At 39.6% G+C, this 23,226-nt stretch carries 36 protein-coding genes and 1 pseudogene; 5 read left to right on the top strand and 32 right to left on the bottom strand.

All coding sequences use genetic code 11. The features are described from left to right. Window positions 1–191 precede the first annotated feature (191 nt). Both D1953_RS16350 and D1953_RS16345 read right to left on the bottom strand, forming a co-directional pair. A complete protein-coding gene (locus D1953_RS16350) occupies window positions 192–1,652 on the bottom strand; it encodes an aldehyde dehydrogenase family protein (RefSeq protein ID WP_119118244.1) in 1,461 nt (486 codons plus the stop codon). A 247-nt stretch (window positions 1,653–1,899) separates the two neighbouring features. Next, window positions 1,900–2,118, bottom strand: coding sequence for a PCI domain-containing protein (locus D1953_RS16345; protein ID WP_119118243.1), 219 nt, complete (start codon window positions 2,116–2,118; stop codon window positions 1,900–1,902). Window positions 2,119–2,224: 106 nt separating this feature from the next. On the opposite strand from D1953_RS16345, the gene D1953_RS16340 reads away from it, so the two are divergent. The 5 genes from D1953_RS16340 to D1953_RS21405 are packed head-to-tail and all read left to right on the top strand — an operon-like array spanning window position 2,225 to window position 6,898. Beyond that, complete coding sequence (locus D1953_RS16340; protein ID WP_119118242.1) at window positions 2,225–3,019, top strand: formate/nitrite transporter family protein; 795 nt, start codon at window positions 2,225–2,227, stop codon at window positions 3,017–3,019. A 35-nt stretch (window positions 3,020–3,054) separates the two neighbouring features. Continuing rightward, window positions 3,055–6,036 (top strand): formate dehydrogenase subunit alpha, encoded by a 2,982-nt coding sequence (gene fdhF / locus D1953_RS16335; protein WP_119118241.1) that lies wholly within the window; start codon window positions 3,055–3,057, stop codon window positions 6,034–6,036. Next, entirely contained in the window at window positions 6,011–6,508 is a 498-nt protein-coding gene (locus D1953_RS16330) for a helical membrane plugin domain-containing protein (RefSeq protein ID WP_119118240.1), read from the top strand. Before fdhF ends, D1953_RS16330 begins: the two co-directional genes overlap by 26 nt. Before the next feature lie 16 nt (window positions 6,509–6,524). Next, the gene (locus D1953_RS16325) at window positions 6,525–6,734 is read left to right on the top strand and encodes a heavy-metal-associated domain-containing protein (RefSeq protein WP_119118239.1); all 210 of its coding nucleotides are present in this window, start codon (window positions 6,525–6,527) and stop codon (window positions 6,732–6,734) included. A gap of 26 nt (window positions 6,735–6,760) precedes the next feature. Beyond that, entirely contained in the window at window positions 6,761–6,898 is a 138-nt protein-coding gene (locus D1953_RS21405; RefSeq protein WP_182480651.1) for a hypothetical protein, read from the top strand. Between the two features lie 312 nt (window positions 6,899–7,210). Here the strand turns inward: D1953_RS21405 and D1953_RS16320 are convergent, their stop codons facing one another. From D1953_RS16320 to rpsC, 30 genes and pseudogenes are all read right to left on the bottom strand, one after another. Next, window positions 7,211–7,510 (bottom strand): hypothetical protein, encoded by a 300-nt coding sequence (locus D1953_RS16320; protein WP_119118238.1) that lies wholly within the window; start codon window positions 7,508–7,510, stop codon window positions 7,211–7,213. 50 nt (window positions 7,511–7,560) lie between these two features. After that, window positions 7,561–7,953, bottom strand: a complete 393-nt coding sequence (rpsI, locus tag D1953_RS16315) for a 30S ribosomal protein S9 (protein ID WP_119118237.1) — start codon at window positions 7,951–7,953, stop codon at window positions 7,561–7,563. Window positions 7,954–7,973: 20 nt separating this feature from the next. Further along, window positions 7,974–8,411 carry a 50S ribosomal protein L13 gene (gene rplM, locus D1953_RS16310; protein WP_119118236.1) on the bottom strand — a complete coding sequence of 146 codons (438 nt, stop codon included), beginning with the start codon at window positions 8,409–8,411 and terminating at the stop codon, window positions 7,974–7,976. A 216-nt stretch (window positions 8,412–8,627) separates the two neighbouring features. Next, a complete protein-coding gene (gene truA, locus D1953_RS16305; RefSeq protein ID WP_119118235.1) occupies window positions 8,628–9,374 on the bottom strand; it encodes a tRNA pseudouridine(38-40) synthase TruA in 747 nt (248 codons plus the stop codon). A gap of 12 nt (window positions 9,375–9,386) precedes the next feature. Beyond that, the gene (locus D1953_RS16300; RefSeq protein ID WP_119118234.1) at window positions 9,387–10,184 is read right to left on the bottom strand and encodes an energy-coupling factor transporter transmembrane component T family protein; all 798 of its coding nucleotides are present in this window, start codon (window positions 10,182–10,184) and stop codon (window positions 9,387–9,389) included. Continuing rightward, complete coding sequence (locus tag D1953_RS16295; protein WP_119118233.1) at window positions 10,184–11,050, bottom strand: energy-coupling factor ABC transporter ATP-binding protein; 867 nt, start codon at window positions 11,048–11,050, stop codon at window positions 10,184–10,186. Before D1953_RS16295 ends, D1953_RS16300 begins: the two co-directional genes overlap by 1 nt. Next, window positions 11,026–11,865, bottom strand: coding sequence for an energy-coupling factor ABC transporter ATP-binding protein (locus D1953_RS16290; protein WP_119118232.1), 840 nt, complete (start codon window positions 11,863–11,865; stop codon window positions 11,026–11,028). Before D1953_RS16290 ends, D1953_RS16295 begins: the two co-directional genes overlap by 25 nt. Window positions 11,866–12,314: 449 nt before the next feature. Then, window positions 12,315–12,677 (bottom strand): 50S ribosomal protein L17, encoded by a 363-nt coding sequence (rplQ, locus tag D1953_RS16285; protein WP_119118231.1) that lies wholly within the window; start codon window positions 12,675–12,677, stop codon window positions 12,315–12,317. A 50-nt stretch (window positions 12,678–12,727) separates the two neighbouring features. Continuing rightward, window positions 12,728–13,672 carry a DNA-directed RNA polymerase subunit alpha gene (locus D1953_RS16280; RefSeq protein ID WP_119118230.1) on the bottom strand — a complete coding sequence of 315 codons (945 nt, stop codon included), beginning with the start codon at window positions 13,670–13,672 and terminating at the stop codon, window positions 12,728–12,730. Window positions 13,673–13,851: 179 nt separating this feature from the next. Further along, window positions 13,852–14,241 carry a 30S ribosomal protein S11 gene (gene rpsK / locus D1953_RS16275; protein ID WP_028390438.1) on the bottom strand — a complete coding sequence of 130 codons (390 nt, stop codon included), beginning with the start codon at window positions 14,239–14,241 and terminating at the stop codon, window positions 13,852–13,854. A 22-nt stretch (window positions 14,242–14,263) separates the two neighbouring features. Further along, window positions 14,264–14,629 carry a 30S ribosomal protein S13 gene (gene rpsM / locus D1953_RS16270; protein ID WP_119118229.1) on the bottom strand — a complete coding sequence of 122 codons (366 nt, stop codon included), beginning with the start codon at window positions 14,627–14,629 and terminating at the stop codon, window positions 14,264–14,266. A gap of 22 nt (window positions 14,630–14,651) precedes the next feature. After that, window positions 14,652–14,765 (bottom strand): 50S ribosomal protein L36, encoded by a 114-nt coding sequence (gene rpmJ, locus D1953_RS16265; RefSeq protein ID WP_003156543.1) that lies wholly within the window; start codon window positions 14,763–14,765, stop codon window positions 14,652–14,654. Between the two features lie 41 nt (window positions 14,766–14,806). Continuing rightward, entirely contained in the window at window positions 14,807–15,025 is a 219-nt protein-coding gene (gene infA, locus D1953_RS16260) for a translation initiation factor IF-1 (protein ID WP_028390440.1), read from the bottom strand. Between the two features lie 24 nt (window positions 15,026–15,049). Continuing rightward, a pseudogene (locus D1953_RS21755) lies at window positions 15,050–15,371 on the bottom strand (M24 family metallopeptidase); the annotation flags it as partial. Between the two features lie 162 nt (window positions 15,372–15,533). Next, window positions 15,534–16,187, bottom strand: coding sequence for an adenylate kinase (locus D1953_RS16250; RefSeq protein WP_119118228.1), 654 nt, complete (start codon window positions 16,185–16,187; stop codon window positions 15,534–15,536). Window positions 16,188–16,245: 58 nt separating this feature from the next. After that, entirely contained in the window at window positions 16,246–17,538 is a 1,293-nt protein-coding gene (gene secY / locus D1953_RS16245) for a preprotein translocase subunit SecY (RefSeq protein WP_119118227.1), read from the bottom strand. Further along, window positions 17,538–17,978, bottom strand: a complete 441-nt coding sequence (rplO, locus tag D1953_RS16240) for a 50S ribosomal protein L15 (protein WP_119118226.1) — start codon at window positions 17,976–17,978, stop codon at window positions 17,538–17,540. Before rplO ends, secY begins: the two co-directional genes overlap by 1 nt. Before the next feature lie 31 nt (window positions 17,979–18,009). Continuing rightward, a complete protein-coding gene (gene rpmD / locus D1953_RS16235) occupies window positions 18,010–18,189 on the bottom strand; it encodes a 50S ribosomal protein L30 (protein WP_119118225.1) in 180 nt (59 codons plus the stop codon). A gap of 14 nt (window positions 18,190–18,203) precedes the next feature. Further along, on the bottom strand, window positions 18,204–18,704 hold the full coding sequence (rpsE, locus tag D1953_RS16230) for a 30S ribosomal protein S5 (protein WP_119118224.1): 501 nt from the start codon (window positions 18,702–18,704) through the stop codon (window positions 18,204–18,206). Window positions 18,705–18,726: 22 nt separating this feature from the next. Continuing rightward, entirely contained in the window at window positions 18,727–19,089 is a 363-nt protein-coding gene (rplR, locus tag D1953_RS16225) for a 50S ribosomal protein L18 (protein WP_119118223.1), read from the bottom strand. 32 nt (window positions 19,090–19,121) lie between these two features. After that, window positions 19,122–19,658 (bottom strand): 50S ribosomal protein L6, encoded by a 537-nt coding sequence (gene rplF, locus D1953_RS16220; protein ID WP_119118222.1) that lies wholly within the window; start codon window positions 19,656–19,658, stop codon window positions 19,122–19,124. 30 nt (window positions 19,659–19,688) lie between these two features. Then, window positions 19,689–20,087, bottom strand: coding sequence for a 30S ribosomal protein S8 (gene rpsH, locus D1953_RS16215; protein WP_119118221.1), 399 nt, complete (start codon window positions 20,085–20,087; stop codon window positions 19,689–19,691). Between the two features lie 30 nt (window positions 20,088–20,117). After that, window positions 20,118–20,303, bottom strand: a complete 186-nt coding sequence (locus D1953_RS16210; RefSeq protein ID WP_050613643.1) for a type Z 30S ribosomal protein S14 — start codon at window positions 20,301–20,303, stop codon at window positions 20,118–20,120. A 21-nt stretch (window positions 20,304–20,324) separates the two neighbouring features. Further along, window positions 20,325–20,864, bottom strand: a complete 540-nt coding sequence (rplE, locus tag D1953_RS16205; protein WP_119118220.1) for a 50S ribosomal protein L5 — start codon at window positions 20,862–20,864, stop codon at window positions 20,325–20,327. Window positions 20,865–20,892: 28 nt separating this feature from the next. Beyond that, complete coding sequence (gene rplX / locus D1953_RS16200; protein ID WP_119118253.1) at window positions 20,893–21,204, bottom strand: 50S ribosomal protein L24; 312 nt, start codon at window positions 21,202–21,204, stop codon at window positions 20,893–20,895. 42 nt (window positions 21,205–21,246) lie between these two features. Next, the gene (rplN, locus tag D1953_RS16195; RefSeq protein ID WP_119118219.1) at window positions 21,247–21,615 is read right to left on the bottom strand and encodes a 50S ribosomal protein L14; all 369 of its coding nucleotides are present in this window, start codon (window positions 21,613–21,615) and stop codon (window positions 21,247–21,249) included. A gap of 42 nt (window positions 21,616–21,657) precedes the next feature. Continuing rightward, complete coding sequence (rpsQ, locus tag D1953_RS16190) at window positions 21,658–21,921, bottom strand: 30S ribosomal protein S17 (protein ID WP_041101764.1); 264 nt, start codon at window positions 21,919–21,921, stop codon at window positions 21,658–21,660. A gap of 19 nt (window positions 21,922–21,940) precedes the next feature. After that, a complete protein-coding gene (rpmC, locus tag D1953_RS16185) occupies window positions 21,941–22,144 on the bottom strand; it encodes a 50S ribosomal protein L29 (RefSeq protein ID WP_028390454.1) in 204 nt (67 codons plus the stop codon). Further along, window positions 22,134–22,568, bottom strand: coding sequence for a 50S ribosomal protein L16 (gene rplP, locus D1953_RS16180; RefSeq protein ID WP_119118218.1), 435 nt, complete (start codon window positions 22,566–22,568; stop codon window positions 22,134–22,136). The genes rpmC and rplP overlap by 11 nt, the downstream gene beginning before the upstream one ends. A 1-nt stretch (window position 22,569) precedes the next feature. Continuing rightward, window positions 22,570–23,226, bottom strand: a complete 657-nt coding sequence (gene rpsC / locus D1953_RS16175; protein ID WP_119118217.1) for a 30S ribosomal protein S3 — start codon at window positions 23,224–23,226, stop codon at window positions 22,570–22,572.

Raw genomic sequence — 23,226 nt, 5'->3', positions numbered from 1 at the left:
CGATAACCTAAATCACCTTTCCCACTATAAGGTATGAATGCCCATAAGAAACGTTCATACATTTTAACATAATTAAATTCTATAAGATAAAAATAGGTGGTACTCAACCTATAAGGCTAGTACCACCTATTTTTATCAGTGAGGTTAATAAGAAAGAGCCTCCACAAAACGTGAAAGACCGCCCACTTCTTTTAAAACGGATATTTTCGATATTCTGTTTGTACTGAAATCCACTTTGTTACAGTAAATTCTTCTACAATCCACTCATTACCAAAGCGTCCCATTCCACTTGCCTTTGTTCCTCCAAATGGAACAGAAGGACTATCGTTCACGGTTTGATCATTAATATGAGTCATACCACTTTCAACCTTCAAACCAAGTTCTCTTCCTTTTTCTAAGTCATTCGTAAAGATAGCAGAACTTAAACCGTATTCTGTATCATTGGCTAACTCGATAGCGCGTTCATCTGATTCGGCTTTAATAATCGTCGAAATCGGAGCAAATAGTTCCGTCTGAGCAAGCTTGCTTTTATTGTCTACATCTACAAACACATATGGAGTTAGAAGATTGCCCATTCGTTGACCTTCTAAAGCCAATTTGTTTCCTTCTGCTTTTGCTTGTTCAATGATTTCCATTGCCTTATCTGCTTGACGTTCATTAATTAAAGGACCAATGATTGTTTTAGGATCTTTCGGATCTCCATAAGGAATTTGCTTTACTCTTTCAACATATTTTTGAACAAATTCATCATATTTATCTTTATGAATGATAATTCGATTAATAATCATACAAATTTGACCTTGATGAATGAATTTACCAAATATTGCAGCATCCACTGCACGATCCACATCCGCATCAGAAAGAACAATAAAAGGATTATTCCCGCCTAGTTCTAAAGCAACCCGCTTTAATAGCTTCCCAGCTATTTCACCTATATGCTGTCCAACTGGAGTGGAACCCGTAAAGCTAATTAAGCCTGAATGAGGACTTGTCAGCATTTCATCCCCAATCTCTTGTAAATCCGTTTGAATGACTTGAAATACGCTTTTGGGAAGTCCTGCCGCTTCAAATGCTCGTGCAATGATAGAACCTCCAGATAAACCTGTTTGTGTATCCGGTTTATGTACGACGGTATTTCCTAAAGCCAAAGCAGGCGCAATTGTTCGCATCGATAAGTTCATTGGAAAGTTAAAAGGAGAAATCGATGTAATAACACCTAGAGGTAACCGATATACATAATTTTTCTTTGCCTCAACTGAAGATTGCACTTCTCGATGTTGATAAACCTTATCCACAAGGTTAAAGGAAGCCTCTAGATACTCTAGACTTAAATCAAATTCAACATTAGCCTTAATAACGCTTCCACCCGTTTCACGAGAAACTATCCCAACAACCTCCTCACGATTCGTTCGTAAATAATCGCTCGCTTTTTTTAAAATCTCAAGTCTTTCTTCAGGCTTTGTTTTCCCCCATTCCTTCTGAGCTTCTTTTGCTGTTTCAAACGCTTTATGAAGCTGATCTAAACTTGCTAAACTAAACGTTGTAATAAGCGATTGATCATATGGATCCCTATCTTCAACCGTTCTACCGTTCTTCCCTTCTGTCCATTCTCCATCTATAAAGCTTTTATTAAATTGTTCAAACTTTTCCAAATACCCACTTCCTTTGTGAATAAATTAATTTGTCATACGAGCGTAGTTTTTTCATTCCCGTTATTGAACATACATTTAAAAGATTTTTTATACCTTTCTTATCCAAAAATCCTCATCCCTTGTTTTCTATTAACTAGTAACAACATGGAGCATCAACGTATTACACCAACATAAAAGGACTACCGATTTGGCAGTCCTTCAATCATCGATTACATTCCCTCAAACCTTATATCCCCTACCTTACTAGTTAAGGTAATAAATATATGTCACAATTTGGAGGACCTTCTAGTTTTGAAGTTTTCAAACGACCTTCCTCTACAAATTCCTGCAATGCATGTTCAACTTCAACCGTAGAAATACCAAATAAATCGGCCACTTTCACAGGGGAAATAGACATATATTTTGGTTGATGCGTCGATGAAACGATCATAGATCGAACATGCTGATATAGATTTTCCTTTTCCAAAATAAGACCCCCTTTCTACTCCAACTTAACAAAAAAGCTCTAAATTCTTTAATAAATTTCCCATCATGGTAAATATTAATACACGAACCAAATTGGGGGTATGGACATGGGATTTCTAAAACCGAACTATATAGCAAAAGTAGCTATGGAAGCCGGAACGAAAAAAGCAAATCTCTCTTTAAAAAATATGCTTATATTAGGATTTTTAGGGGGCGCGTTTATTTCACTAGGATATCTTTTAGATATTCGTGTAACAGCTACTCTTCCGGAAAGCTGGGGAACATTTGGTTCTTTTTTAGGTGCGGCCGTGTTCCCTCTAGGACTCATTCTAATCCTGTTAGCGGGAGGAGAGCTATTAACAGGCAATATGATGGCCGTCTCCATAGCATGTATTGCAAGAAAAGTATCAGTAGGTAAGCTCATTTATAACTGGATTTGGATTACCATTAGCAATTTTGTAGGAGCTGTTTTTATCGCTTACGTTTTTGGCCACTTAGCAGGTCTTATAAGCGAAGGACCTTTTCTCATTAAAACCCTTGCATTTGCCGAAGGGAAATTAAGCGAAGGATTTTGGACATCCTTTTATTCAGCAATAGGTTGTAATTGGTTAGTGGGTCTCGCTGTCTGGTTATCCTATGGTTCGGAAGAAATGAGCGGAAAAATTTTAGCAATTTGGTTTCCGATTATGGCATTTGTCGCTATTGGGTTTCAGCACGTAGTAGCCAATATGTTTATCATTCCAGCTGCTATATTTGCGGGTCACTTTGGCTGGATGGACTTTCTAAGAAACTTTATTCCGGTTTTTTTAGGAAATGCTGTGGGAGGAAGCATCTTTGTATCCCTTGCTTACTGGATAGCTTATAACGATGATCTAAAAGATGAAACGCTAAGTAAAACCTAAACAGTAGATACATAGCTGAAAAAGGAGGCAACAACTTGGAAGAGTCAACTTTCTCAATAGAAATTAATGGAAAAACATTCAAAGCAAAACCAGGTCAGTCTATTTTAGATGTAGCTAAAGAACAAGGTGTCTTTATACCAAGCATTTGTTATCACCCAAGCTTGGGGACCATTCAAACATGTGATACATGTTATGTAAATGTTGGTGGAGAACTCGTTCGTTCCTGTACAACAAAAGCAGTAGATGGAATGGTAGTGGATAGCCTTTCACCATTAGTACAGGAGGCACAACACGAAGCGATAGATCGCATTTTAAAAAATCATGAACTATACTGCACAGTTTGTGATAACAATAACGGAAATTGTACGATCCATAATACAGTCGAACTTATGGAAGTGGAACATCAAAAATATCCGTTTAAAGCAAAGCCTTATCCTCCAGATAATTCTCATCCATTTTATCGCTATGAGCCAGATCAATGTATTTTGTGCGGCCGCTGTGTTGAAGCTTGTCAAGATTTACAAGTAAATGAAACGCTAACGATTGATTGGAGCAGAGAGGCCCCCCGTGTCATTTGGGATAATGATGTCCCGATTGACCAATCTTCCTGCGTATCATGCGGTCATTGTGTCAGTGTATGTCCTTGTAATGCCCTTATGGAAAAATCAATGTTGGGTAACGCAGGCTATTTAACTAATATTCCACCTAAAATTTTAGCGCCAATGATTGATTTAACAAAAGAAGTAGAGCCAGGCTATAGAGAGATCTTCGCTGTATCAGAAGTAGAATCTGCTATGAGAAAAGCAAGAATCAAACGCACTAAAACCGTTTGTACCTATTGCGGTGTTGGCTGCAGCTTTGAGGTTTGGACAAAAGACCGTGAAATTTTAAAAATTCAAACCCATGCTGAAGCCCCAGTCAATGGTGTTTCCACCTGCGTAAAAGGAAAATGGGGTTGGGACTTTGTCAATAGCGAAGAACGCCTCACAAAGCCTCTTATTAGAAAAGGAGATGAGTTTGTTGAATCAACCTGGGAAGAAGCACTTAATTTAGTAGCTGAGAAGCTAGGGACTATTAAAGAAACATACGGTCCTGATTCAATTGGATATATTGCGTCTTCCAAATGTTCTAACGAGGAAAATTACTTATTCCAAAAATTTGCCCGGGCAGTAATGGGCACAAATAACGTGGATAATTGCTCAAGATATTGCCAATCTCCGGCCACGACTGGATTAATGAGAACAGTTGGTTTAGGCGGAGACTCGGGAACAATTGAAGATATTATGGCCTCTGAGCTCATTATTGTAGTTGGGGCCAATCCTGCAGAATCTCACCCTGTGTTAGCTACTCGTATTAAACGTGCTCATAAATTGCATGGACAGAAATTAATTGTCGTAGACTTAAGGGAGCATGAATTAGCGCAGCGAGCTGATTTCCTTGTTCATCCAAAACCAAGCACGGATTTAATTTGGCTTTCTGCAGTGACGAAGTACATTCTTGATCAAGGCTGGGAAGATAAAGAATTTTTGAAAAACCGAGTGAACGGTTTTGATTCATACGTTGCAAGTCTTGAAAAATATACATTACCTTACGCCGCAGAAAAAACAGGATTAACAGAAGATGAATTAATTAAACTAGCTACGATGATTCATGAAGCGAAATCCGCTTGCATTCTATGGGCAATGGGTGTCACACAACATAAGGGGGCTACAGATACAAGTACAGCGATCTCCAATTTACTCCTGATTACAGGAAACTATGGCCGTACTGGTACAGGTGCCTATCCACTAAGAGGACATAACAATGTACAAGGAGCATGTGATTTTGGAACGATGCCAGCTTGGATGCCTGGTTATGAACCTGTTCAAGACAAAGAAGTACGAGAGCGTTATGAAAAGGCTTGGGGTGTGAAGCTTCCTGAAGAACCAGGTATGGATAATCATCATATGGTAGAAGGAATGGATAAAGGAAAACTTAAAGCCCTTTACTTATTCGGTGAAGATATGTCTCTTGTTGATGCAAATTCCAATCATGTTAATGCGGCGTTTGAACGATTAGAGTTTTTTGTTGTACAAGATGTTTTCTTTAGCAAAACAGCTCAGTTTGCTGATGTAGTATTACCTGCAGCACCAAGTCTTGAAAAAGACGGGACGTTTACTAACACTGAGCGAAGAATTCAGCGTTTTCATAAAGTCTTTGAGCCGCTAGGTGATTCAAAGCCCGACTGGGAAATCTTCCAGGAAGTAGCCAACCGTCTTGGAGCCAACTGGAATTATAAACACCCTAGCGAAATAATGGCTGAGTCAGCAAGCCTTGCCCCATTGTTTGCCGGTGTCAGCTATGAACGCTTAGAGGAATGGAATAGCCAAGTTTGGCCAGTATTAAAAGATGGAACAAGCACTCCACTTTTATATAAAAACCGCTTCGCACTGCCTGATGGCAAAGCAAGATTAGTACCTGTTGAGTGGACACCGCCATTTGTAGCAGGAGAAGAATTTGACCTGCATTTAAACAACGGCCGTTTATTAGAACATTTCCATGAAGGAAACATGACCTATCGATCTGAAGGCTTAACACATAAGGTTCCACATCCTTGGTTAGAGGTTTCATTACAACTTGCAAAAGAACGGAACTTAGAAGATGGGGCTTTAGTTGAACTCACTTCTCCATATGGGCAAGTCCAAGTAAGAGTGATTGTCACAGATCGAGTAAAAGGAAATGAACTTTACTTGACTATGAATACGAGGGAAGACACAGAAGCAGTAAACAGATTGACAAGCAGTTATCACGATACAATCACCCATACTCCTGCCTTTAAAGAAATGGGTGTAAAAATGGAAGTGATTGAATCAAAAGGTGAATCTCCATTGCCAAGACATAATCATCGCTTTGGAAATAGAGTACCGCAGCTAAGCGTCAGAGTAGAAGATAAGTGGAGACGTTCAGATTTCACTCCAATCCCAGAACTCATTCAATTAAGGGGGGACGAATATGGCGAGAGCAATCACGCAAATTAAAAAAGAAGTACCCAATCAAGAGCTCGAGCAGTCACAGGCCGTTTCTGAAATCATTCAGGAACTGGCCGCTAATAAAGAAGCCATTTTACAAACCATTAACATTATAAAAGGTCTGCATGAAACAAAAATTTTAGAGGCTGTAACTTCTATGATTGAGCAGAGAACAGAAATTGGAGCAATCGCTATTCAGCAAATTAACCAGCCTTCTATGCACAATGTTATCAAAAACGGAATGAGCGCTTTTTCCTTTTTAGGGTCATTGCAACCAGAGCAGCTAAATACCCTCCTAGATGGACTTGGTAATGGAGTTAAAAATATTTCTACTCCGGAGCAAGATGCTGAAAAACAAAGTCTTTGGAAATTAAGAAAAAGACTCGGAAGTCCAGAAGTACGTGTAGCTATGACAACGATGTTTGATTTTATGGACGGAATGGGTGAAGTACTTTTACGAAATAAGCAGGAAAAGTCATAGAGAAAGGAAGATTATCGTGGAAACCAGTATTGTGACGGTTCAAAACATGGCTAACCAGCAAGATGCAGATAAAGTTCTTCAAGCTATCGAGGAAGTATGGGGAGTAAGTAAGGCTGAAATCAATTTGTCTAAAAGCCAAGCTACCTTCACATATGACGAGAGGATGGCCTCACAGCAAGATTTTGAACAGGCTATTAAGGATTTAGGGTTTGACATCACTCATTAACGTTTTTTTAATAAGGAGGAGCAGCTATGAAAATGTGTGAAGTATGCGGTTCGAAAGAAGAGATCGAGAATAAGGAAGAGATAGCAATGGAGTCCGTTAGCCTGCATGTCTGTGAAAGCTGTCGGGAAGACCGAAAATGGCATACATTCGACAACTTCTTATAATATCGCTTCTTACATTCCATCTCTCAACTGAGGTTGGAAAACATGAGATAAAACCACCCTTGTAGTAATAGGCTTTAACCCGCGCTAAACAATAAAAAGGAAACGCCATAACAATCGATTCTATATGTTTCGTGGTCAAAATGTGGTCACATAACGATAAAGAAAAAGTGGTTCGTATCGTAAAATCATAAGTTGAATTTTTGTAAGTGTGTATTCCCGTCCAAAGACTAGGTGAACAAGTTTCTAAACCTGTAAAACACCCCGCTTAAATTAAAAAAGGGAGCAAATTATGTGTTTGCTCCCTTTGATATTTTACTCGTAATATACTTCTTCAACAATCCATTCCTGTCTTGGCTTTTTAGTTAAATATATCTCCACATAAATATCCTTGTCTTTACCCTTTACTTCAATGGAATATATAGATTCTCCGTAACCATTACTGATTTGTACGCTTCCTGAAGGGACAAATCCATAACCTTCAATGCCACCTGTTTCATCAACAATTTCTTCATTACTTTCTATAAAGGTTATAGCCGTTTTATAGGCTTCATTGTTCTTTAATGCGAGTAAAATTGTCGTAAATAATAACCCGAATGAAATAAATGATAGCAATAAAAAAGACCCCCAACCAAAATGGTTGAGAGCCTTTGAAACGTTGATAATTAACGTTTTGAGAACTGAGGAGCACGACGTGCACCTTTAAGACCGTATTTTTTACGTTCTTTCATACGTGGGTCACGTGTTAATAATCCAGCAGATTTAAGAGCTGGACGGAATTCTGGATCTACTTGAAGCAATGCACGAGCGATACCGTGACGGATTGCGCCAGCTTGACCAGTGTATCCTCCACCACTAACGTTTACAAGAACGTCGTAGCTTCCAGTAGTTTCAGTAGCAACTAGTGGTTGGTTAACAACTAAACGTAGTGCTGCGAATGGGATGTATTCATTAATGTCACGACCGTTGATTACGATGCGACCTTCGCCTGGTACTAAACGTACACGAGCAACTGAGCTCTTACGGCGACCAGTACCATAATATTGAACTTGTGCCAAGATAGTAACCTCCTTAATAATTATCCGCGTAATTCATATACTTCTGGTTGTTGAGCAGCATGCTTGTGCTCTGGACCAGCGTATACGTGTAATTTTTTGAATTGTTGACGACCAAGAGAATTCTTTGGAAGCATACCTTTGATTGCTAATTCAAGCATTTTCTCTGGGTAGTTTGTACGCATCTCAAGAGCAGTTCTTGTTTTAAGACCGCCTGGGTGCATACTGTGACGGTAATAAATTTTGTCAGTTAATTTTTTACCAGTCAAATGGATTTTTTCTACATTGATTAGAATTACATGATCACCAGTATCAACGTTTGGTGTAAATGTTGGTTTGTGTTTACCACGTAGAATGGAAGCTACTTCTGCAGCTAGACGACCTAAAGTTTGACCTTCAGCATCAATCACATACCATTTACGTTCCACTTCGTTAGCTTTCGCCATAAATGTCGTACGCATGGTTATCCTCCTAAAAACAGTTAAATTTTTAATATTTATCTTCATCACAATAAACTTCCGGGGCTTATCGCGGGATTAAAATACATACCATATTATATTAAACTCTTCCAGTAGCCTTGTCAAGCGAATGTTACACCAGGGCTAGTTGTCTTGGTGAATAACAAATCCCTTTGTGAAGCCATTTCTAGAAGAAATCATCAAAATTAGTAAAAAAAATTAATTTTCGGGATAGTATACTTCCCATAAATATAGCCCATGCCCCGGTGCTGTCTTCCCAGCAGCCTGGCGGTCACACTTGGCTAAAACATGCGGCAAATCAGTCGCCTTCTTCTTGCCGCTCCCAACCTCAAGCAGTGTTCCAACAAGAATTCGAACCATATTATATAAAAATCCCGTGCCGAAAAAGCGAAACACCAGCGAATCGCCTTGCTCCTTCACTTCAATCTCATGGATCGTTCGAACTTTATCAACAACACTCGTATTCGAGGCACAAAAACTCGTAAAATCATGTGTACCCACTAGATATGAAGCAGCTTCTCTCATTGCCTCCAAATCCAATGGATATGGATAATGATACGCATAGTGACGTTGAAATGGGTCACGCAGCGGACTGCGTTCAACCCTATAACGGTATTCCTTGCCGATTGGATTAAATCGTGCATGAAAGTCATCGGCGACCTGCTCAACTGCTAATACGACGATATCGTGCGGTAATAAGGCATTGAGCGCCTTCTGCCAGTTTTCAGCAGGTAAAGCATTCGTAGAGTCAAAGTGAATAACCTGCCCCTTGGCGTGCACCCCAGCATCGGTTCTTCCTGATGCCGTTACTTTTACATGCGTGCCCTTATGCATTTTCCCAAGTGCCGCCTCAAGCTCACTTTGAACCGTTCGTTTTTCCGGCTGCACCTGATAGCCTGCAAACGCTGTACCATCATACGAAATAATACATTTATATCTTGGCATTATGTTTCCCTCTTATGAACGTAATAGAACTAATACACCCGTTAAAATGACAAGCCCGACCATACACAAACTATCTATCATACCCCAGTGAAGCTGTCGATATTTCGTTCGCCCTTCTCCGCCTTGATAGCCACGTGCTTCCATCGCTGTTGCCAATTCCTCAGCCCGCTTAAAAGCACTAACAAACAAGGGTACTAACAGGGGAACAATCGCTTTAATACGATTCTTAATCGGCCCAGAAGAAAAATCGACTCCCCTAGCAATTTGTGCTTTCATAATTTTATCCGTTTCTTCCATCAAAGTTGGAATAAAACGGAGAGCAATGGACATCATTAACGCCAACTCATGAACAGGTACCTTCCACTTTTTCAATGGATTTAATAATTCCTCCATTCCATCTGTAATTGAAATAGGAGTAGTCGTTAACGTTAATAAAGACGTTACCAAAATCAAAAATGTAAAACGCAAAGAAATAAATACCCCTTGTCGCAAGCCACCTTCATAAATTTCCAGCCACCCCAGTTGATACAGTACTTTGCCTTCTTTTGTAAACAAGATATGAACTAGGAACGTAAAGATAATTAATAACAGAACCGGCTTTAACCCACTAATTAAGAAACGAATCTTAATTTTTGAGAGTAAGATAATCCCTAGCGTAACTAAACCAAGCAGGCTATATGTTACTAGATTATTAGCTAAAAAAACGATACATACAAAAAAGAAAACGAGCAAGAGCTTTGCACGAGGGTCCATTCTATGCATCACAGAGTTCGCCGGAACATAACGCCCGAAAATCATTTTATCCAGCATTAGCGGTTCCCTCTTTTCATTGCTTTATCTATTTCAATTGCTAAATCATCAATATTTAAACAAGGCTTATCAAAACGAATACCGAGCTCTTTTTGCAGCTTCAATTGAAAGCGCACCGTATCAGGCACATCGAGGCCTAATTCAAGCAATTGCACAGGATCTGAAAAAATTTCTTGCGGTGAGCCTTTTTTAAAGACAGACCCTTGATGCATAATCACGATTTCATCAGCATACTTCGCCGCATCTTCCATACTATGTGTTACAAGTATCGTCGAAATGCCTCGCTTTTTATGCAAGTCATAAAACATGTCCATAATTTCCTTACGACCACGCGGATCTAGTCCTGCCGTTGGCTCATCTAAAACGAGTACATCCGGTTCCATCGCAAGCACACCTGCAATGGCCACCCGTCTCATTTGTCCTCCTGATAAATCAAACGGTGACTTCTCTAAAATATCTTCTGCTAAGCCTACGTGCTGAATAGCCTTCCGGGCAAGTACTTTGGCATCTGCTTCCGACACACCAAAATTCATCGGTCCAAAACAAATATCCTTTTCCACCGTTTCATCAAACAATTGATGCTCAGGAAATTGAAACACAATCCCTACTTTTTGACGAATCGAACGTAATTGCTTCTCTTTACGCCCTGCTTCAATTGTTCGATCTCCAATGATAATCCGTCCTTTAGTAGGCTTTAATAGCGCATTCAAATGCTGAAGAAGCGTCGATTTTCCGGAACCAGTATGTCCAATAATAGCCGTATATGAGCCGGAATCAATAGAAAGATTCACATCATACAAAGCAAGATGCTCAAACGGAGTATTCGCCTGATAGCGATATTCTACATCTTCGAGTGTAATTCGCATAAATCCTTCACCAACTCTTCCTCTGTCAAATGCCCATAGTCAATCGCTACACCATTCTTTTGTAAAGCTTTGCTTAGTTTAATAGAAAACGGAATATCGAGACCTAGCTCAATAAGCTCTTTTTCCATTTTAAAAATATCACGTGGCGTTCCTTCTCGATATAATTGTCCTTTATTCATGACAATTATCCGATCCGCTTTCGCAGCTTCCTCTAGATCATGCGTAATAGAAATAACAGTAAGTGCCTTCTCCTGCATCAATTCCCTTACTGTCTCCAAGACTTCCTCACGCCCTCTTGGATCAAGCATCGAAGTCGCTTCATCCAAAATAATAATATTGGGCTGCAGTGCTACCACTCCTGCAATCGCGATTCTTTGCTTCTGTCCTCCAGAAAGATGGTGCGGCTCTTGATTGAGAAATTTACTCATTTTCACCTTCGATAACGCGTTTTGTACACGCTCCACCATCACTTCTTGGGGGACACCGACATTTTCTAAACCAAAAGCCACATCATCTTGAACAGTGGTACCTACAAACTGATTATCAGGATTTTGAAACACCATGCCGATTTGCCGACGCACATCCCATACTGTTTCTTCTGTTAATACTTTATCATTCACTGTAATTGTCCCAGTCTGTGCAAATTGAAGGCCATTTAATAATTTTGCTAATGTTGACTTTCCGGAGCCGTTATGACCAACAATCGCCAACCATTCGCCTTCATATATATCAAACGATACATCATTTAAAGCAAAGTTCTTTTGTCCCTCATATTTGAACTTAATATTCTCTAAGGAAACCAGCTTCTTTCTCATTGTGGCCCTCCTTCCCCTCAAACTACGTCTACACTTAGCTCAACCCAATTGCAAATAACAAGTATTAATTTTGAATATAAAAAAACGCTGCACCCCTTCCACCGAAAGATCTTCGGTAAATTAAGAGCAGCTTGGTTTTACAATCTATTTCGACAAATAGATTAATCTTATATACACTTTATTGATTAAAGTGGGAAGGGGTACTTGAGCTAGACGAGAAGGCTCCTGCAAAGCAGGTACACCAGCCATCGTAACACTCAATGCGTATTTCATATATAAAGCAACATTGCATCATTCAACTTGTAAAGAAAATAGACATCCCCATAATCTTTACGGAACGAAACGCAAGTATGAATCAAAAAACTTAAATCTCCATATATAAAAAGAAAAAGGGCAAAGAACAAGTGAGTTTATTCATCATCTGTCCTGCCCTTTTTCATCGAAAGTTATTAAACTAATTCAATAACCACGACTGGTGCACCGTCACCGCGGCGTGGACCCATTTTTAAGATACGAGTGTAGCCACCTTGGCGTTCTTCATAACGTGGAGCGATGTCTGCGAATAATTTTTGAACAGCATCTTGTCCTTTTTCAGCATCAGCTACTTCATTACGAATAAATGCTGCAGCTTGACGACGTGCATGTAAGTCACCACGTTTACCAAGAGTGATCATTTTTTCTACAACAGAACGTAATTCTTTTGCACGTGCTTCTGTAGTTTCAATGCGCTCATGGATGATAAGATCCGTAGCTAAATCACGAAGTAATGCTTTACGTTGTGCGCTAGTGCGCCCTAACTTTCTGTAACCCATTAGAGATTCCCTCCTTTGTTGAAATTCTATATTATGTCATGTAATAGATATTAGTCGTCTTTACGAAGACCTAAACCTAATTCTTCTAGTTTCGCTTTCACTTCTTCAAGTGATTTACGACCCAAGTTACGAACCTTCATCATATCTTCTTCCGTTTTATGAGCAAGCTCTTGAACGGTATTGATTCCAGCACGTTTTAAACAGTTGTAAGAACGAACAGAAAGATCTAATTCTTCGATTGTCATCTCCAGAACTTTTTCTTTTTGATCTTCTTCCTTTTCAACCATGATTTCAGCATTTTGTGCTTCGTCTGTCAAACCAACAAAGATATTTAAATGCTCCGTTAAAATTTTTGCACCAAGGGCAATCGCTTCCTGAGGTCCTGTACTGCCATCTGTCCAAACATCCAACGTTAGTTTATCAAAATTAGATAATTGTCCAACGCGTGTGTTTTCTACTTGATAAGAAACACGGGAAACAGGAGTGTAGATTGAATCAATTGGAATTACACCAATTGGTTGATCTTCTCTCTTATTTTGAACAGCCGGAGTATAACCACGACCACGTTTCGCTGTTAGGCGCATACGCATATGACCGTTTTTACCGATTGTTGCGATATATAAATCCGGGTTAAGAATTTCTACATCACTATCGTGGGTAATATCAGCCGCTGTAATGACACCTTCACCTTGAACATCAATTTCAAGCGTCTTTTCTTCATCGGAGTAAATCTTTAGAGCAAGCTTTTTCACATTTAGAATGATAGAAGTCACATCTTCTACGACGCCTTCAATTGTTGAGAACTCATGCAAAACTCCATCAATTTGTATAGCTGTGACAGCAGCACCTGGGAGTGAGGATAATAGAATACGACGTAAGGAGTTACCCAAAGTTGTACCATACCCGCGCTCTAGTGGCTCTACGACGAATTTACCGTATTTGGTATCGTCGTTGATTTCAACCGTTTCGATTTTTGGTTTTTCTATTTCGATCATTAATAAACCCTCCTTCAAAACGTCAAAACCCCGGCTAGTGGGATTAATCACTATAACCGAAATTCCCCATGTATACGTTCCCGCTGTGCGCAACAACTGAAAATTTAATAATTCTGTAAGAACGCAAACCTAGTATTATATCCCATTATAGACAGGAATACAAAATCTATACAGAAAGATTAAACACGGCGACGTTTTGGTGGACGGCATCCGTTATGTGGAACTGGAGTTACGTCTTTGATAGCTGTTACTTCTAGACCAGCAGCTTGAAGTGCACGGATAGCAGCTTCACGTCCAGCACCAGGTCCTTTAACAGTAACTTCTAGAGTTTTCATCCCATGTTCGATTGATGTTTTAGCAGCTGTTTCAGCAGCCATTTGTGCAGCGAATGGAGTAGATTTACGTGAACCACGGAATCCTAAAGCTCCTGCACTTGACCAAGAAATAGCGTTACCATGAGAATCAGTAATCGTAACGATAGTGTTGTTAAAAGTAGAGCGAATATGTGCAATACCAGTTTCTATATTCTTTTTCACACGACGTTTACGTGTATTAGTTTTACGTGCCATGAAAAGTAACCTCCTTTTCTAATTATTTTTTCTTGTTAGCTACTGTACGACGAGGTCCTTTACGCGTACGAGCATTATTTTTAGTGTTTTGTCCACGAACAGGAAGACCACGACGGTGGCGAAGACCACGGTAAGCGCCGATTTCCATTAGACGTTTGATGTTAAGAGAGACTTCACGACGAAGATCGCCTTCTACTTTTAACTTGTCAATGATATCACGAATTTTGTTTAATTCGTCTTCTGTTAAGTCACGAACGCGAGTATCTTCAGAAACACCTGCTTCTGCAAGAACTTTGATCGCAGTTTGTTTACCAATACCATAAATATATGTTAATGAGATAACAATACGTTTGTCACGGGGAATATCTACTCCAGCAATACGTGCCATGCTTGAGTGCACCTCCTTCTAATTAGCCTTGTTTTTGTTTATGTTTAGGGTTTTCGCAAATAACCATTACTTTACCTTTTCTGCGGATAACTTTACATTTCTCACAGATTGGTTTGACTGATGGTCTAACTTTCATTGCTATCTAACCTCCTTATACAGATCGGAGCGTAACCAGATTTATTTAAATCGGTATGTGATTCTGCCGCGAGTTAGATCATACGGGGAAAGCTCAACCGTAACTTTATCTCCAGGCAAAATACGAATAAAGTGCATACGAATTTTACCGGATACATGAGCTAAAACAGTATGACCATTTTCTAATTCTACCTTAAACATTGCATTTGGCAAAGTCTCTTGTACTGTGCCTTCTACTTCAATTACATCGTCTTTCGCCATTAAAGTGATTCTCCCTTCTCTATGGGTGAACTCTAAAAGAGTACACATCTTTCCGTCAACCGTTACTACAGTCCAATCATCCTCTAAAGTCAGTGCATATCTGCATATAGTATTCACTTATTCAGCGTTTACCAAACCAGGCTTTAACTGAGGACCTTTATTAGGTGGACCGAAATGAGGAACTTAACTATGGGTCCTCATGTAAGTCTTGACCGATTCCGTGAGAGCCATACTCTCTAAACTCAAGAGAAATAGTGCACCACGACATAGGTTTGAATAGCATGGGAGATATTTGAAAGACGCACGCCTGGCAAGCTTCTTTCAACCCTCTATATAATGACTCTTTAAACCCTTTAGAGTCGCTCTAGTTTCTTCAATAATTTTGTAGATTTTGAAAAAATCAAAAGCTAGATATTTTGAAGTACTGTGTTGACGCCCGCGAAATTCATTATACCTTTTATCGAAAAAAATTGCATACTTTTTCGCAAATTCCACAAGATTTGTAGAATTAGATGGCTAATCCTTCAAGAAGTGCATCAACATCTTCAAATACCTTATTAATATCTTGCTGGCCGTTAATGTTTTGCAAGTATCCTTTTTCTCCGTAGAAATCAAGGAGTGGCTGCGTTTGTTTCAAATTCACATCTAAGCGATTTTGAACTGTTTCTGCATTATCGTCAGCACGTTGGTAAAGTTCTCCGCCACAGCGATCGCATGTGTCTTCTTTTGCTGGAGGATTAAAAACAAGGTGATATGTCGAACCACAAGATTTACAAATGCGACGACCTGTTAATCTTTCCATCAAAATATCTTTATCCACGTCAATATTAATAACAAAATTGATTTGACGATCTAAATCTGTAAGAATATTTTCTAATGCTTCAGCTTGAGCCACAGTACGTGGAAAACCATCAAGCAAGAAACCTTTCTTACAATCATCTTTACTTAATCTTTCACGGACAATCCCGATTGTAACTTCATCTGGTACAAGCGCACCTTGATCCATGAATGATTTTGCTTGCATACCAAGCTCTGTTCCATCTTTGATAGCTGTTCGGAACATATCTCCAGTAGAGATATGAGGGATGTTATATTTTTCTACAATCTTTTCAGCTTGAGTGCCTTTACCAGCACCCGGAAGCCCCATTAATACTAGATTCATTTGTATTCCCCCTCAAACTCTATAATGGGCATTGGGAACAATCCGTTCCCAAAACTCATTACTTTATAAAACCTTTATAATGGCGTTTCACTAATTGTGCTTCAAGTTGTTTCATCGTATCAAGGGCTACCCCAATCACGATAAGGAGACTTGTTCCGCCAATCTGTGCAGATTGAGGTAAATCAGCAACTTTAATGAAGAATACCGGTAAAACGGCAATGACTGCTAAAAATATAGAGCCAACAAACGTTAAACGATATAAAACGCTCGTTAAATAATCTTGTGTATTCTGACCAGGACGAATCCCAGGTACATATCCACCTTGCTTTTTCAAATTATCCGCCATTTGTTCCGGATTAACCTGAATAAAGGCATAGAAATAAGCAAAAGCAATAATAAGAGCCACATAAATAATCATACCGACTGGTTCCGTATAATTAAATGACTTTTGAATCCATTCTGTTACACTATTCTGTTTAAAGAATGTAACAATGGTTGTAGGTGTAATAAGAAATGCCATCGCAAAGATTACCGGAATAACCCCTGCAGCATTCACTTTTAATGGAAGGTGAGTAGATTGCCCACCCATTTGTGTACGACCTGCCGCAGCGCGCTTCGCATATTGGATCGGAATTTTCCGTAGTGCTTGTTGAATAAAAATAACAGCCACTATGATTGCTAATACTGCTAAAGCTATAAGAACCATGGTTACGATTCGTAAGAAAAGTTGTTCTCCAGCATCTTCAAACTGCTGAGCATAAATTTGATTAATTGTCGTAGGAAAACTAGCAACAATCCCAGCAAAGATAATGATAGAAATACCGTTACCTACACCTTTAGACGTGATCAGCTCTCCTAACCACAAAAGAAAAGCCGTACCCGCGGTTAAAACAGTCGCAATAAGCAAATACGTTCCAATGCTAGGGTCTTCTACTAAACCACTATACATACTATTGAATCCATAAGACATTCCTAATGCCTGAATGAATCCAAGAATAATGGTAAAGTAACGAGTGAATTGAGCTAGTTTACGACGACCAGCTTCCCCCTGCTTAGACCATTCAGTGAACTTTGGAACAACGTCCATTTGAAGCAACTGAACAATAATAGATGCCGTAATATACGGCATAATACCCATCGCTAAGATGGAGAAATTTTGCAAGGCACCGCCGCCAAAGGTATTTAATAAACCAATGACGCCTAACTCTTCCTGCGCTGTGAAAACATCGGCATTCACATTCGGTACAGGAATAAATGTACCGATGCGATAGACGATTAGCATTAGCAGGGTAAAGAAAATTTTATTTCTTATTTCACCCACACGCATAAAATTGGAGATCGTACGAAACATCAGATCACCTCTGCAGTACCGCCAGCAGCTTCGATAGCTTCTTTAGCAGCTGAAGAGAATTTGTTAGCTTTAACAGTAAGCTTTTTCTCGATGTTTCCTTTTGCAAGAATTTTGATTCCTGCTTTTTCTTTACTTACAATACCTGTCTCGATTAATAGAGCAGGTGTTACTTCTGTACCGTCTTCGAAACGATTTAACGTATCAAGATTCACGATAGCATAGTCTTTACGGTTGATGTTTGTAAATCCACGTTTTGGTAAACGTCTGAATAATGGTGTTTGACCACCTTCAAATCCAAGACGAACGCCACCGCCTGAACGAGCGTTTTGTCCTTTATGACCTTTACCAGCAGTTTTACCGTTACCAGATCCGATACCGCGACCTTTACGTTTACGTTCTTTACGAGCACCTTCTGCAGGTTTTAACTCATGAAGTTTCATTGTTGGCACCTCCTTGTTATGAGTTATGTTTTTATTGTTCCTTTACAGTAACAAGATGAGCAACTTTGGTAATCATACCGCGAATCGCAGGGTTATCATCATGAACAACTGTTTGATGCATTTTACGTAAACCCAGTGTGTTAACTGTAACGCGTTGATCTTCAGGGCGACCAATCAAGCTACGAGTAAGGGTAATTTCTAATTTAGCCATTTGAATTCCCCCCCTTATCCTAACAGTTCTTCTACTGATTTACCACGTAACTTAGCTACGTCCTCAGCACGTTTCAATTGCTTTAATCCTTCGATTGTTGCACGAACCATGTTAATTGGTGTACTTGTACCTAGAGATTTAGAAAGAATATCTTGGATACCACCTAATTCTAAGACTGCACGAACTGGTCCACCAGCGATAACTCCAGTACCGGCAGAAGCAGGTTTTAATAATACGTGACCTGCACCGAAACGTCCGTTAACAAGGTGCGGAATAGTTGTTCCAACCATTGGTAACGTAATTAAGTTTTTCTTAGCATCCTCGATAGCTTTGCGGATCGCATCTGGAACTTCTTGAGCTTTACCAGTACCGAATCCAACGTGACCGTTTTTATCACCAACAACTACAAGTGCAGTGAAACGGAAACGACGTCCGCCTTTTACAACTTTAGCTACACGGTTAACGGTAACTACGCGTTCTTCAAGTTCTAATTTATTAGGATCAATACGACGCATCTGTTTTGTCCCTCCTTATCCATTAAAATTCTAAGCCGTTTTCACGAGCAGCGTCAGCTAATGCTTTTACACGACCATGGAAAAGGTAACCCCCGCGGTCAAATACCACAGTTGTGTAACCTTTTTCTACAGCACGTTTCGCAATAAGTTCGCCAACTTTTTGAGCTGCTTCAGCATTGCTAGTAGCTTCTGTACCGATCTCTTTATCAAGAGTAGAAGCACTTGCTAAAGTTACGCCTTTTACATCGTCAATTAATTGTGCGTAAATGTGTTTGTTTGAACGGAACACATTTAAACGAGGACGAGCTTCTGTACCAGAAAGTTTCGCACGGACACGCGCGTGTCTTTTCTGACGAGTAGCGTTTTTATCAAGCTTCGTAATCATTTACGTCACTCCTTTCGTTTACTTATGCGACATTACTTACCAGTTTTACCTTCTTTACGACGAACATATTCACCTTCGTAACGAATACCTTTACCTTTATAAGGCTCTGGTGGGCGAACATCACGGATATCAGCTGCAAGAGCGCCTACACGTTCTTTACTAATACCTTTAACAATGATTTTTGTATTTGAAGGAACTTCAATTTCAAGTCCTTGCTCAGCTTCAAATTCAACAGGGTGAGAATACCCTACATTAAGAACTAGTTTGTTACCTTGCTTTTGAGCACGGTAACCAACCCCGATAAGTTCTAATGATTTTTCGAATCCTTTAGAAACACCTTCAACCATGTTTGAAAGTACAGCACGAGTTGTACCATGGATAGTACGGTGCTCCTTTGAATCAGAAGGACGTGTTACTGTAACTACGTTTTCTTCTTGAGTGATTGTAAGATCCGTATTAAACGATCTAGATAATTCACCTTTAGGTCCTTTTACAGTTACATCACTACCGTTGATTGTAACTGTAACGCCAGCAGGAATTTCAATAGGTTTTTTACCTACACGTGACATTTAGTGCACCTCCATTCTTGTAACAATGTATTACCAAACGTATGCTAATACTTCTCCGCCTACTTGTTTAGCGCGAGCTTCTTTATCAGTTAAAACTCCTTGAGAAGTTGAAACAATTGCGATACCTAATCCATTAAGAACGCGTGGTACTTCACCAGTTTTTGCGTATACACGTAAACCAGGTTTACTAATACGTTTTAATCCAGTAATTACACGCTCGTTGTTTCCACCGTATTTTAAGAAGATACGGATGATACCTTGTTTATTGTCTTCGATAAACTCAACGTCACGCACGAAGCCCTCTTTTTTCAAGATCTCAGCGATATCTCTTTTGATCTTAGAAGCAGGAACTTCTAATTTTTCGTGACGTACCATGTTCGCATTACGGATGCGAGTAAGCATATCTGCAATAGGATCTGTCATGACCATTTTATTTTACCTCCTTCCCAAACTCGGGTTTTACCAGCTAGCTTTTTTCACGCCAGGAATTTGTCCTTTATATGCAAGTTCGCGGAAACAAATACGGCAAAGTTTAAATTTACGGTATACAGAATGTGGACGTCCGCAACGTTCGCAGCGTGTATATTCTTGTACTTTAAACTTAGGTCCGCGCTTTTGTTTTACGACCATAGACTTTTTAGCCACGTTATAGCCTCCCTTTTTTGATTACTTTTGGAACGGCATTCCGATTTGAGTAAGTAGTTCACGAGCTTCTTCATCTGTATTGGCAGTCGTTACGATAACGATGTCCATACCACGAACTTTGCTCACTTTATCGTAGTCAATCTCAGGGAAGATTAGCTGTTCTTTTACACCTAATGTGTAGTTTCCACGACCATCAAATGATTTTTTTGAAACGCCGCGGAAGTCACGTACACGTGGTAAAGAAACAGAAACTAGCTTATCAAGGAATTGATACATACGCTCTCCACGTAGTGTAACCTTCGCACCGATAGGCATACCTTCACGTAAACGGAATCCTGCGATTGATTTTTTCGCTTTTGTTACTACAGGTTTTTGACCAGCGATTTGTTGTAATTCTTCAACAGCAACATCTAGTGCTTTTGAGTTAGCAACAGCATCACCCACACCCATATTAATAACGATCTTTTCGATCTTTGGTACTTGCATTACTGATTGATAATTGAATTTACCCATTAAAGATGGAGTAATTTCGTTTTGGTATTTTTCTCTAAGGCGGCTCATTATTTAGTTACCTCCCTTCATTTATGACTTATTTATCTAAAGTTTCACCTGATATTTTAGCTACGCGTACTTTTTTGCCGTTTTCAATCTTGTATCCAACACGAGTTGGTTTACCTGATTTTGGATCAAGCGGCATAACATTAGAAACGTGAATAGCAGCTTCTTGACTAATAATTCCACCTTGTGGATTAGCTTGTGATGGCTTAGAATGCTTTTTCACGATGTTTACTCCCTCAACAAGCACACGATTTTTCTTTGGGTATGCTGCAAGGATTGTACCTTGTTTGCCTTTGTCCTTACCAGAGATAACTACGACTTTGTCACCTTTTTTAACATGCATTAGCTTCGCACCTCCTTGAAAGGCTTTTACGATATTTATCAATTATAGAACTTCTGGAGCTAGAGAAACGATCTTCATGAAATTGTTGTCACGTAATTCACGAGCAACTGGTCCAAAGATACGTGTTCCACGCGGGCTCTTATCGTCACGGATAATTACACAAGCATTCTCATCGAATTTAATGTAAGATCCATCAGGACGACGTACACCGCTTTTTGTACGTACGACAACGGCTCTAACTACATCACCTTTTTTAACAACGCCACCTGGTGTTGCTTGTTTAACTGTAACAACGATGATATCACCGATATTTGCAGTTTTACGACCAGAACCACCAAGAACTTTAATTGTTAAAACCTCACGAGCACCAGAGTTGTCTGCTACTTTTAAACGAGATTCTTGTTGAATCATGTACGGTACCTCCCTTCGGAATTAGCTTACTCCGAACATAGATTAGATAATAACTGCTTTTTCTACTACTTCTACTAAACGGAAGCGTTTTGTCGCTGAAAGTGGACGAGTTTCCATAATACGTACTACATCGCCGATTTTCGCTTCATTCAGCTCGTCATGAGCTTTGAATTTCTTCGAGTACTTTACGCGCTTACCGTATAAAGAATGCTTTTTATACGTTTCTACAAGGACTGTTACTGTTTTATCCATTTTATCGGATACAACGCGGCCAGTGTAGACTTTACGTTGGTTGCGTTCGCTCATTCTGCAAACCTCCATTCAATTATCGATTATTGACACCGATCTCTCTTTCACGAACAACTGTTTTCATACGAGCGATCGATTTGCGCACTTCACGGATGCGAGCTGTATTTTCAAGTTGCCCAGTAGCTAACTGGAAACGAAGATTAAATAATTCTTCTTTAAGAGATTTTACTTTTTGTTCAATTTCGGCAGTGGTTAATTCTTTGATTTCATTAGCTTTCACTTGATTCACCACCAATTTCTTCTCGTTTTACAAACTTACATTTAACTGGAAGTTTGTGCATTGCAAGACGTAATGCTTCACGTGCAACTTCTTCAGATACACCAGAGATTTCGAACATTACTTTACCTGGTTTAACAACTGCAACCCATCCTTCAGGAGCCCCTTTACCAGAACCCATTCGGACTTCAAGTGGTTTAGCAGTGTAAGGTTTGCTTGGGAAAATTTTAATCCAAACTTTACCGCCACGTTTCATGTAACGTGTCATTGCAATACGTGCAGCTTCGATTTGACGGTTTGTGATCCAAGAAGCTTCAAGTGCTTGAAGGCCATATTCTCCGAAATGTACTTCAGTACCACCTTTAGCATTCCCTCTCATTTTACCGCGGTGTTCACGACGATATTTTACGCGTTTTGGCAATAACATATTATTTTCCTCCTTCCTCAGATTTCTTCTTAGTAGGAAGAACTTCTCCACGGTAGATCCAAACTTTTACGCCTAATTTACCGTAAGTAGTGTCTGCTTCTGCATGAGCATAATCAATGTCAGCACGAAGTGTGTGAAGAGGAACAGTTCCTTCACTGTAATGTTCAGCACGAGCGATATCAGCACCGCCAAGACGACCAGAAACTTGCGTTTTGATTCCTTGAGCACCAGCGCGCATAGTACGTTGGATAGCTTGCTTTTGAGCACGACGGAATGAAACACGATTTTCTAATTGACGAGCGATGTTTTCTGCAACTAATTTTGCATCAAGATCTGCTCTTTTGATTTCAATGATGTTGATATGAACTCTTTTACCTGTTAATTGGTTTAATGCTTTACGAAGCGCTTCAACTTCAGTACCACCTTTACCAATAACCATACCCGGCTTAGCTGTGTGTACAGAAATGTTAATGCGGTTAGCAGCACGTTCAATTTCAACTTTTGATACAGAAGCATCGCTTAAACGTTTCGTGATATATTCACGAACTTTAAGGTCTTCATGTAAAAGTTCTGCATAGTCTTTATCAGCGTACCACTTGGACTCCCAATCTCGGATGATCCCAATACGCATACCGATTGGATTTACCTTTTGACCCAC

The organism is Peribacillus asahii (assembly GCF_003570725.1).
Taxonomy (GTDB): Bacteria; Bacillota; Bacilli; order Bacillales; family DSM-1321; genus Peribacillus; species Peribacillus asahii.
This window is presented reverse-complemented; position numbering and strand designations above follow the sequence as displayed.

What these genes read in the sequence shown, in the direction of transcription:
- D1953_RS16340 (WP_119118242.1), top strand. Translation starts at nt 2,225, where the DNA reads ATGGGATTTCTAAAACCGAACTATATAGCAAAAGTAGCTATGGAAGCC.
- D1953_RS16330 (WP_119118240.1), top strand. Translation starts at nt 6,011, where the DNA reads ATGGCGAGAGCAATCACGCAAATTAAAAAAGAAGTACCCAATCAAGAG.
- D1953_RS21405 (WP_182480651.1), top strand. Translation starts at nt 6,761, where the DNA reads ATGAAAATGTGTGAAGTATGCGGTTCGAAAGAAGAGATCGAGAATAAG.
- rplM (WP_119118236.1), bottom strand. Translation starts at nt 8,411, where the DNA reads ATGCGTACGACATTTATGGCGAAAGCTAACGAAGTGGAACGTAAATGG.
- truA (WP_119118235.1), bottom strand. Translation starts at nt 9,374, where the DNA reads ATGCCAAGATATAAATGTATTATTTCGTATGATGGTACAGCGTTTGCA.
- D1953_RS16300 (WP_119118234.1), bottom strand. Translation starts at nt 10,184, where the DNA reads ATGCTGGATAAAATGATTTTCGGGCGTTATGTTCCGGCGAACTCTGTG.
- D1953_RS16295 (WP_119118233.1), bottom strand. Translation starts at nt 11,050, where the DNA reads ATGCGAATTACACTCGAAGATGTAGAATATCGCTATCAGGCGAATACT.
- D1953_RS16290 (WP_119118232.1), bottom strand. Translation starts at nt 11,865, where the DNA reads ATGAGAAAGAAGCTGGTTTCCTTAGAGAATATTAAGTTCAAATATGAG.
- rplQ (WP_119118231.1), bottom strand. Translation starts at nt 12,677, where the DNA reads ATGGGTTACAGAAAGTTAGGGCGCACTAGCGCACAACGTAAAGCATTA.
- D1953_RS16280 (WP_119118230.1), bottom strand. Translation starts at nt 13,672, where the DNA reads ATGATCGAAATAGAAAAACCAAAAATCGAAACGGTTGAAATCAACGAC.
- rpsK (WP_028390438.1), bottom strand. Translation starts at nt 14,241, where the DNA reads ATGGCACGTAAAACTAATACACGTAAACGTCGTGTGAAAAAGAATATA.
- rpsM (WP_119118229.1), bottom strand. Translation starts at nt 14,629, where the DNA reads ATGGCACGTATTGCTGGAGTAGATATTCCCCGTGACAAACGTATTGTT.
- rpmJ (WP_003156543.1), bottom strand. Translation starts at nt 14,765, where the DNA reads ATGAAAGTTAGACCATCAGTCAAACCAATCTGTGAGAAATGTAAAGTT.
- infA (WP_028390440.1), bottom strand. Translation starts at nt 15,025, where the DNA reads ATGGCGAAAGACGATGTAATTGAAGTAGAAGGCACAGTACAAGAGACT.
- D1953_RS16250 (WP_119118228.1), bottom strand. Translation starts at nt 16,187, where the DNA reads ATGAATCTAGTATTAATGGGGCTTCCGGGTGCTGGTAAAGGCACTCAA.
- secY (WP_119118227.1), bottom strand. Translation starts at nt 17,538, where the DNA reads ATGTTTCGTACGATCTCCAATTTTATGCGTGTGGGTGAAATAAGAAAT.
- rplO (WP_119118226.1), bottom strand. Translation starts at nt 17,978, where the DNA reads ATGAAACTTCATGAGTTAAAACCTGCAGAAGGTGCTCGTAAAGAACGT.
- rpmD (WP_119118225.1), bottom strand. Translation starts at nt 18,189, where the DNA reads ATGGCTAAATTAGAAATTACCCTTACTCGTAGCTTGATTGGTCGCCCT.
- rpsE (WP_119118224.1), bottom strand. Translation starts at nt 18,704, where the DNA reads ATGCGTCGTATTGATCCTAATAAATTAGAACTTGAAGAACGCGTAGTT.
- rplR (WP_119118223.1), bottom strand. Translation starts at nt 19,089, where the DNA reads ATGATTACGAAGCTTGATAAAAACGCTACTCGTCAGAAAAGACACGCG.
- rplF (WP_119118222.1), bottom strand. Translation starts at nt 19,658, where the DNA reads ATGTCACGTGTAGGTAAAAAACCTATTGAAATTCCTGCTGGCGTTACA.
- rpsH (WP_119118221.1), bottom strand. Translation starts at nt 20,087, where the DNA reads ATGGTCATGACAGATCCTATTGCAGATATGCTTACTCGCATCCGTAAT.
- rplE (WP_119118220.1), bottom strand. Translation starts at nt 20,864, where the DNA reads ATGAGCCGCCTTAGAGAAAAATACCAAAACGAAATTACTCCATCTTTA.
- rplX (WP_119118253.1), bottom strand. Translation starts at nt 21,204, where the DNA reads ATGCATGTTAAAAAAGGTGACAAAGTCGTAGTTATCTCTGGTAAGGAC.
- rplN (WP_119118219.1), bottom strand. Translation starts at nt 21,615, where the DNA reads ATGATTCAACAAGAATCTCGTTTAAAAGTAGCAGACAACTCTGGTGCT.
- rpsQ (WP_041101764.1), bottom strand. Translation starts at nt 21,921, where the DNA reads ATGAGCGAACGCAACCAACGTAAAGTCTACACTGGCCGCGTTGTATCC.
- rplP (WP_119118218.1), bottom strand. Translation starts at nt 22,568, where the DNA reads ATGTTATTGCCAAAACGCGTAAAATATCGTCGTGAACACCGCGGTAAA.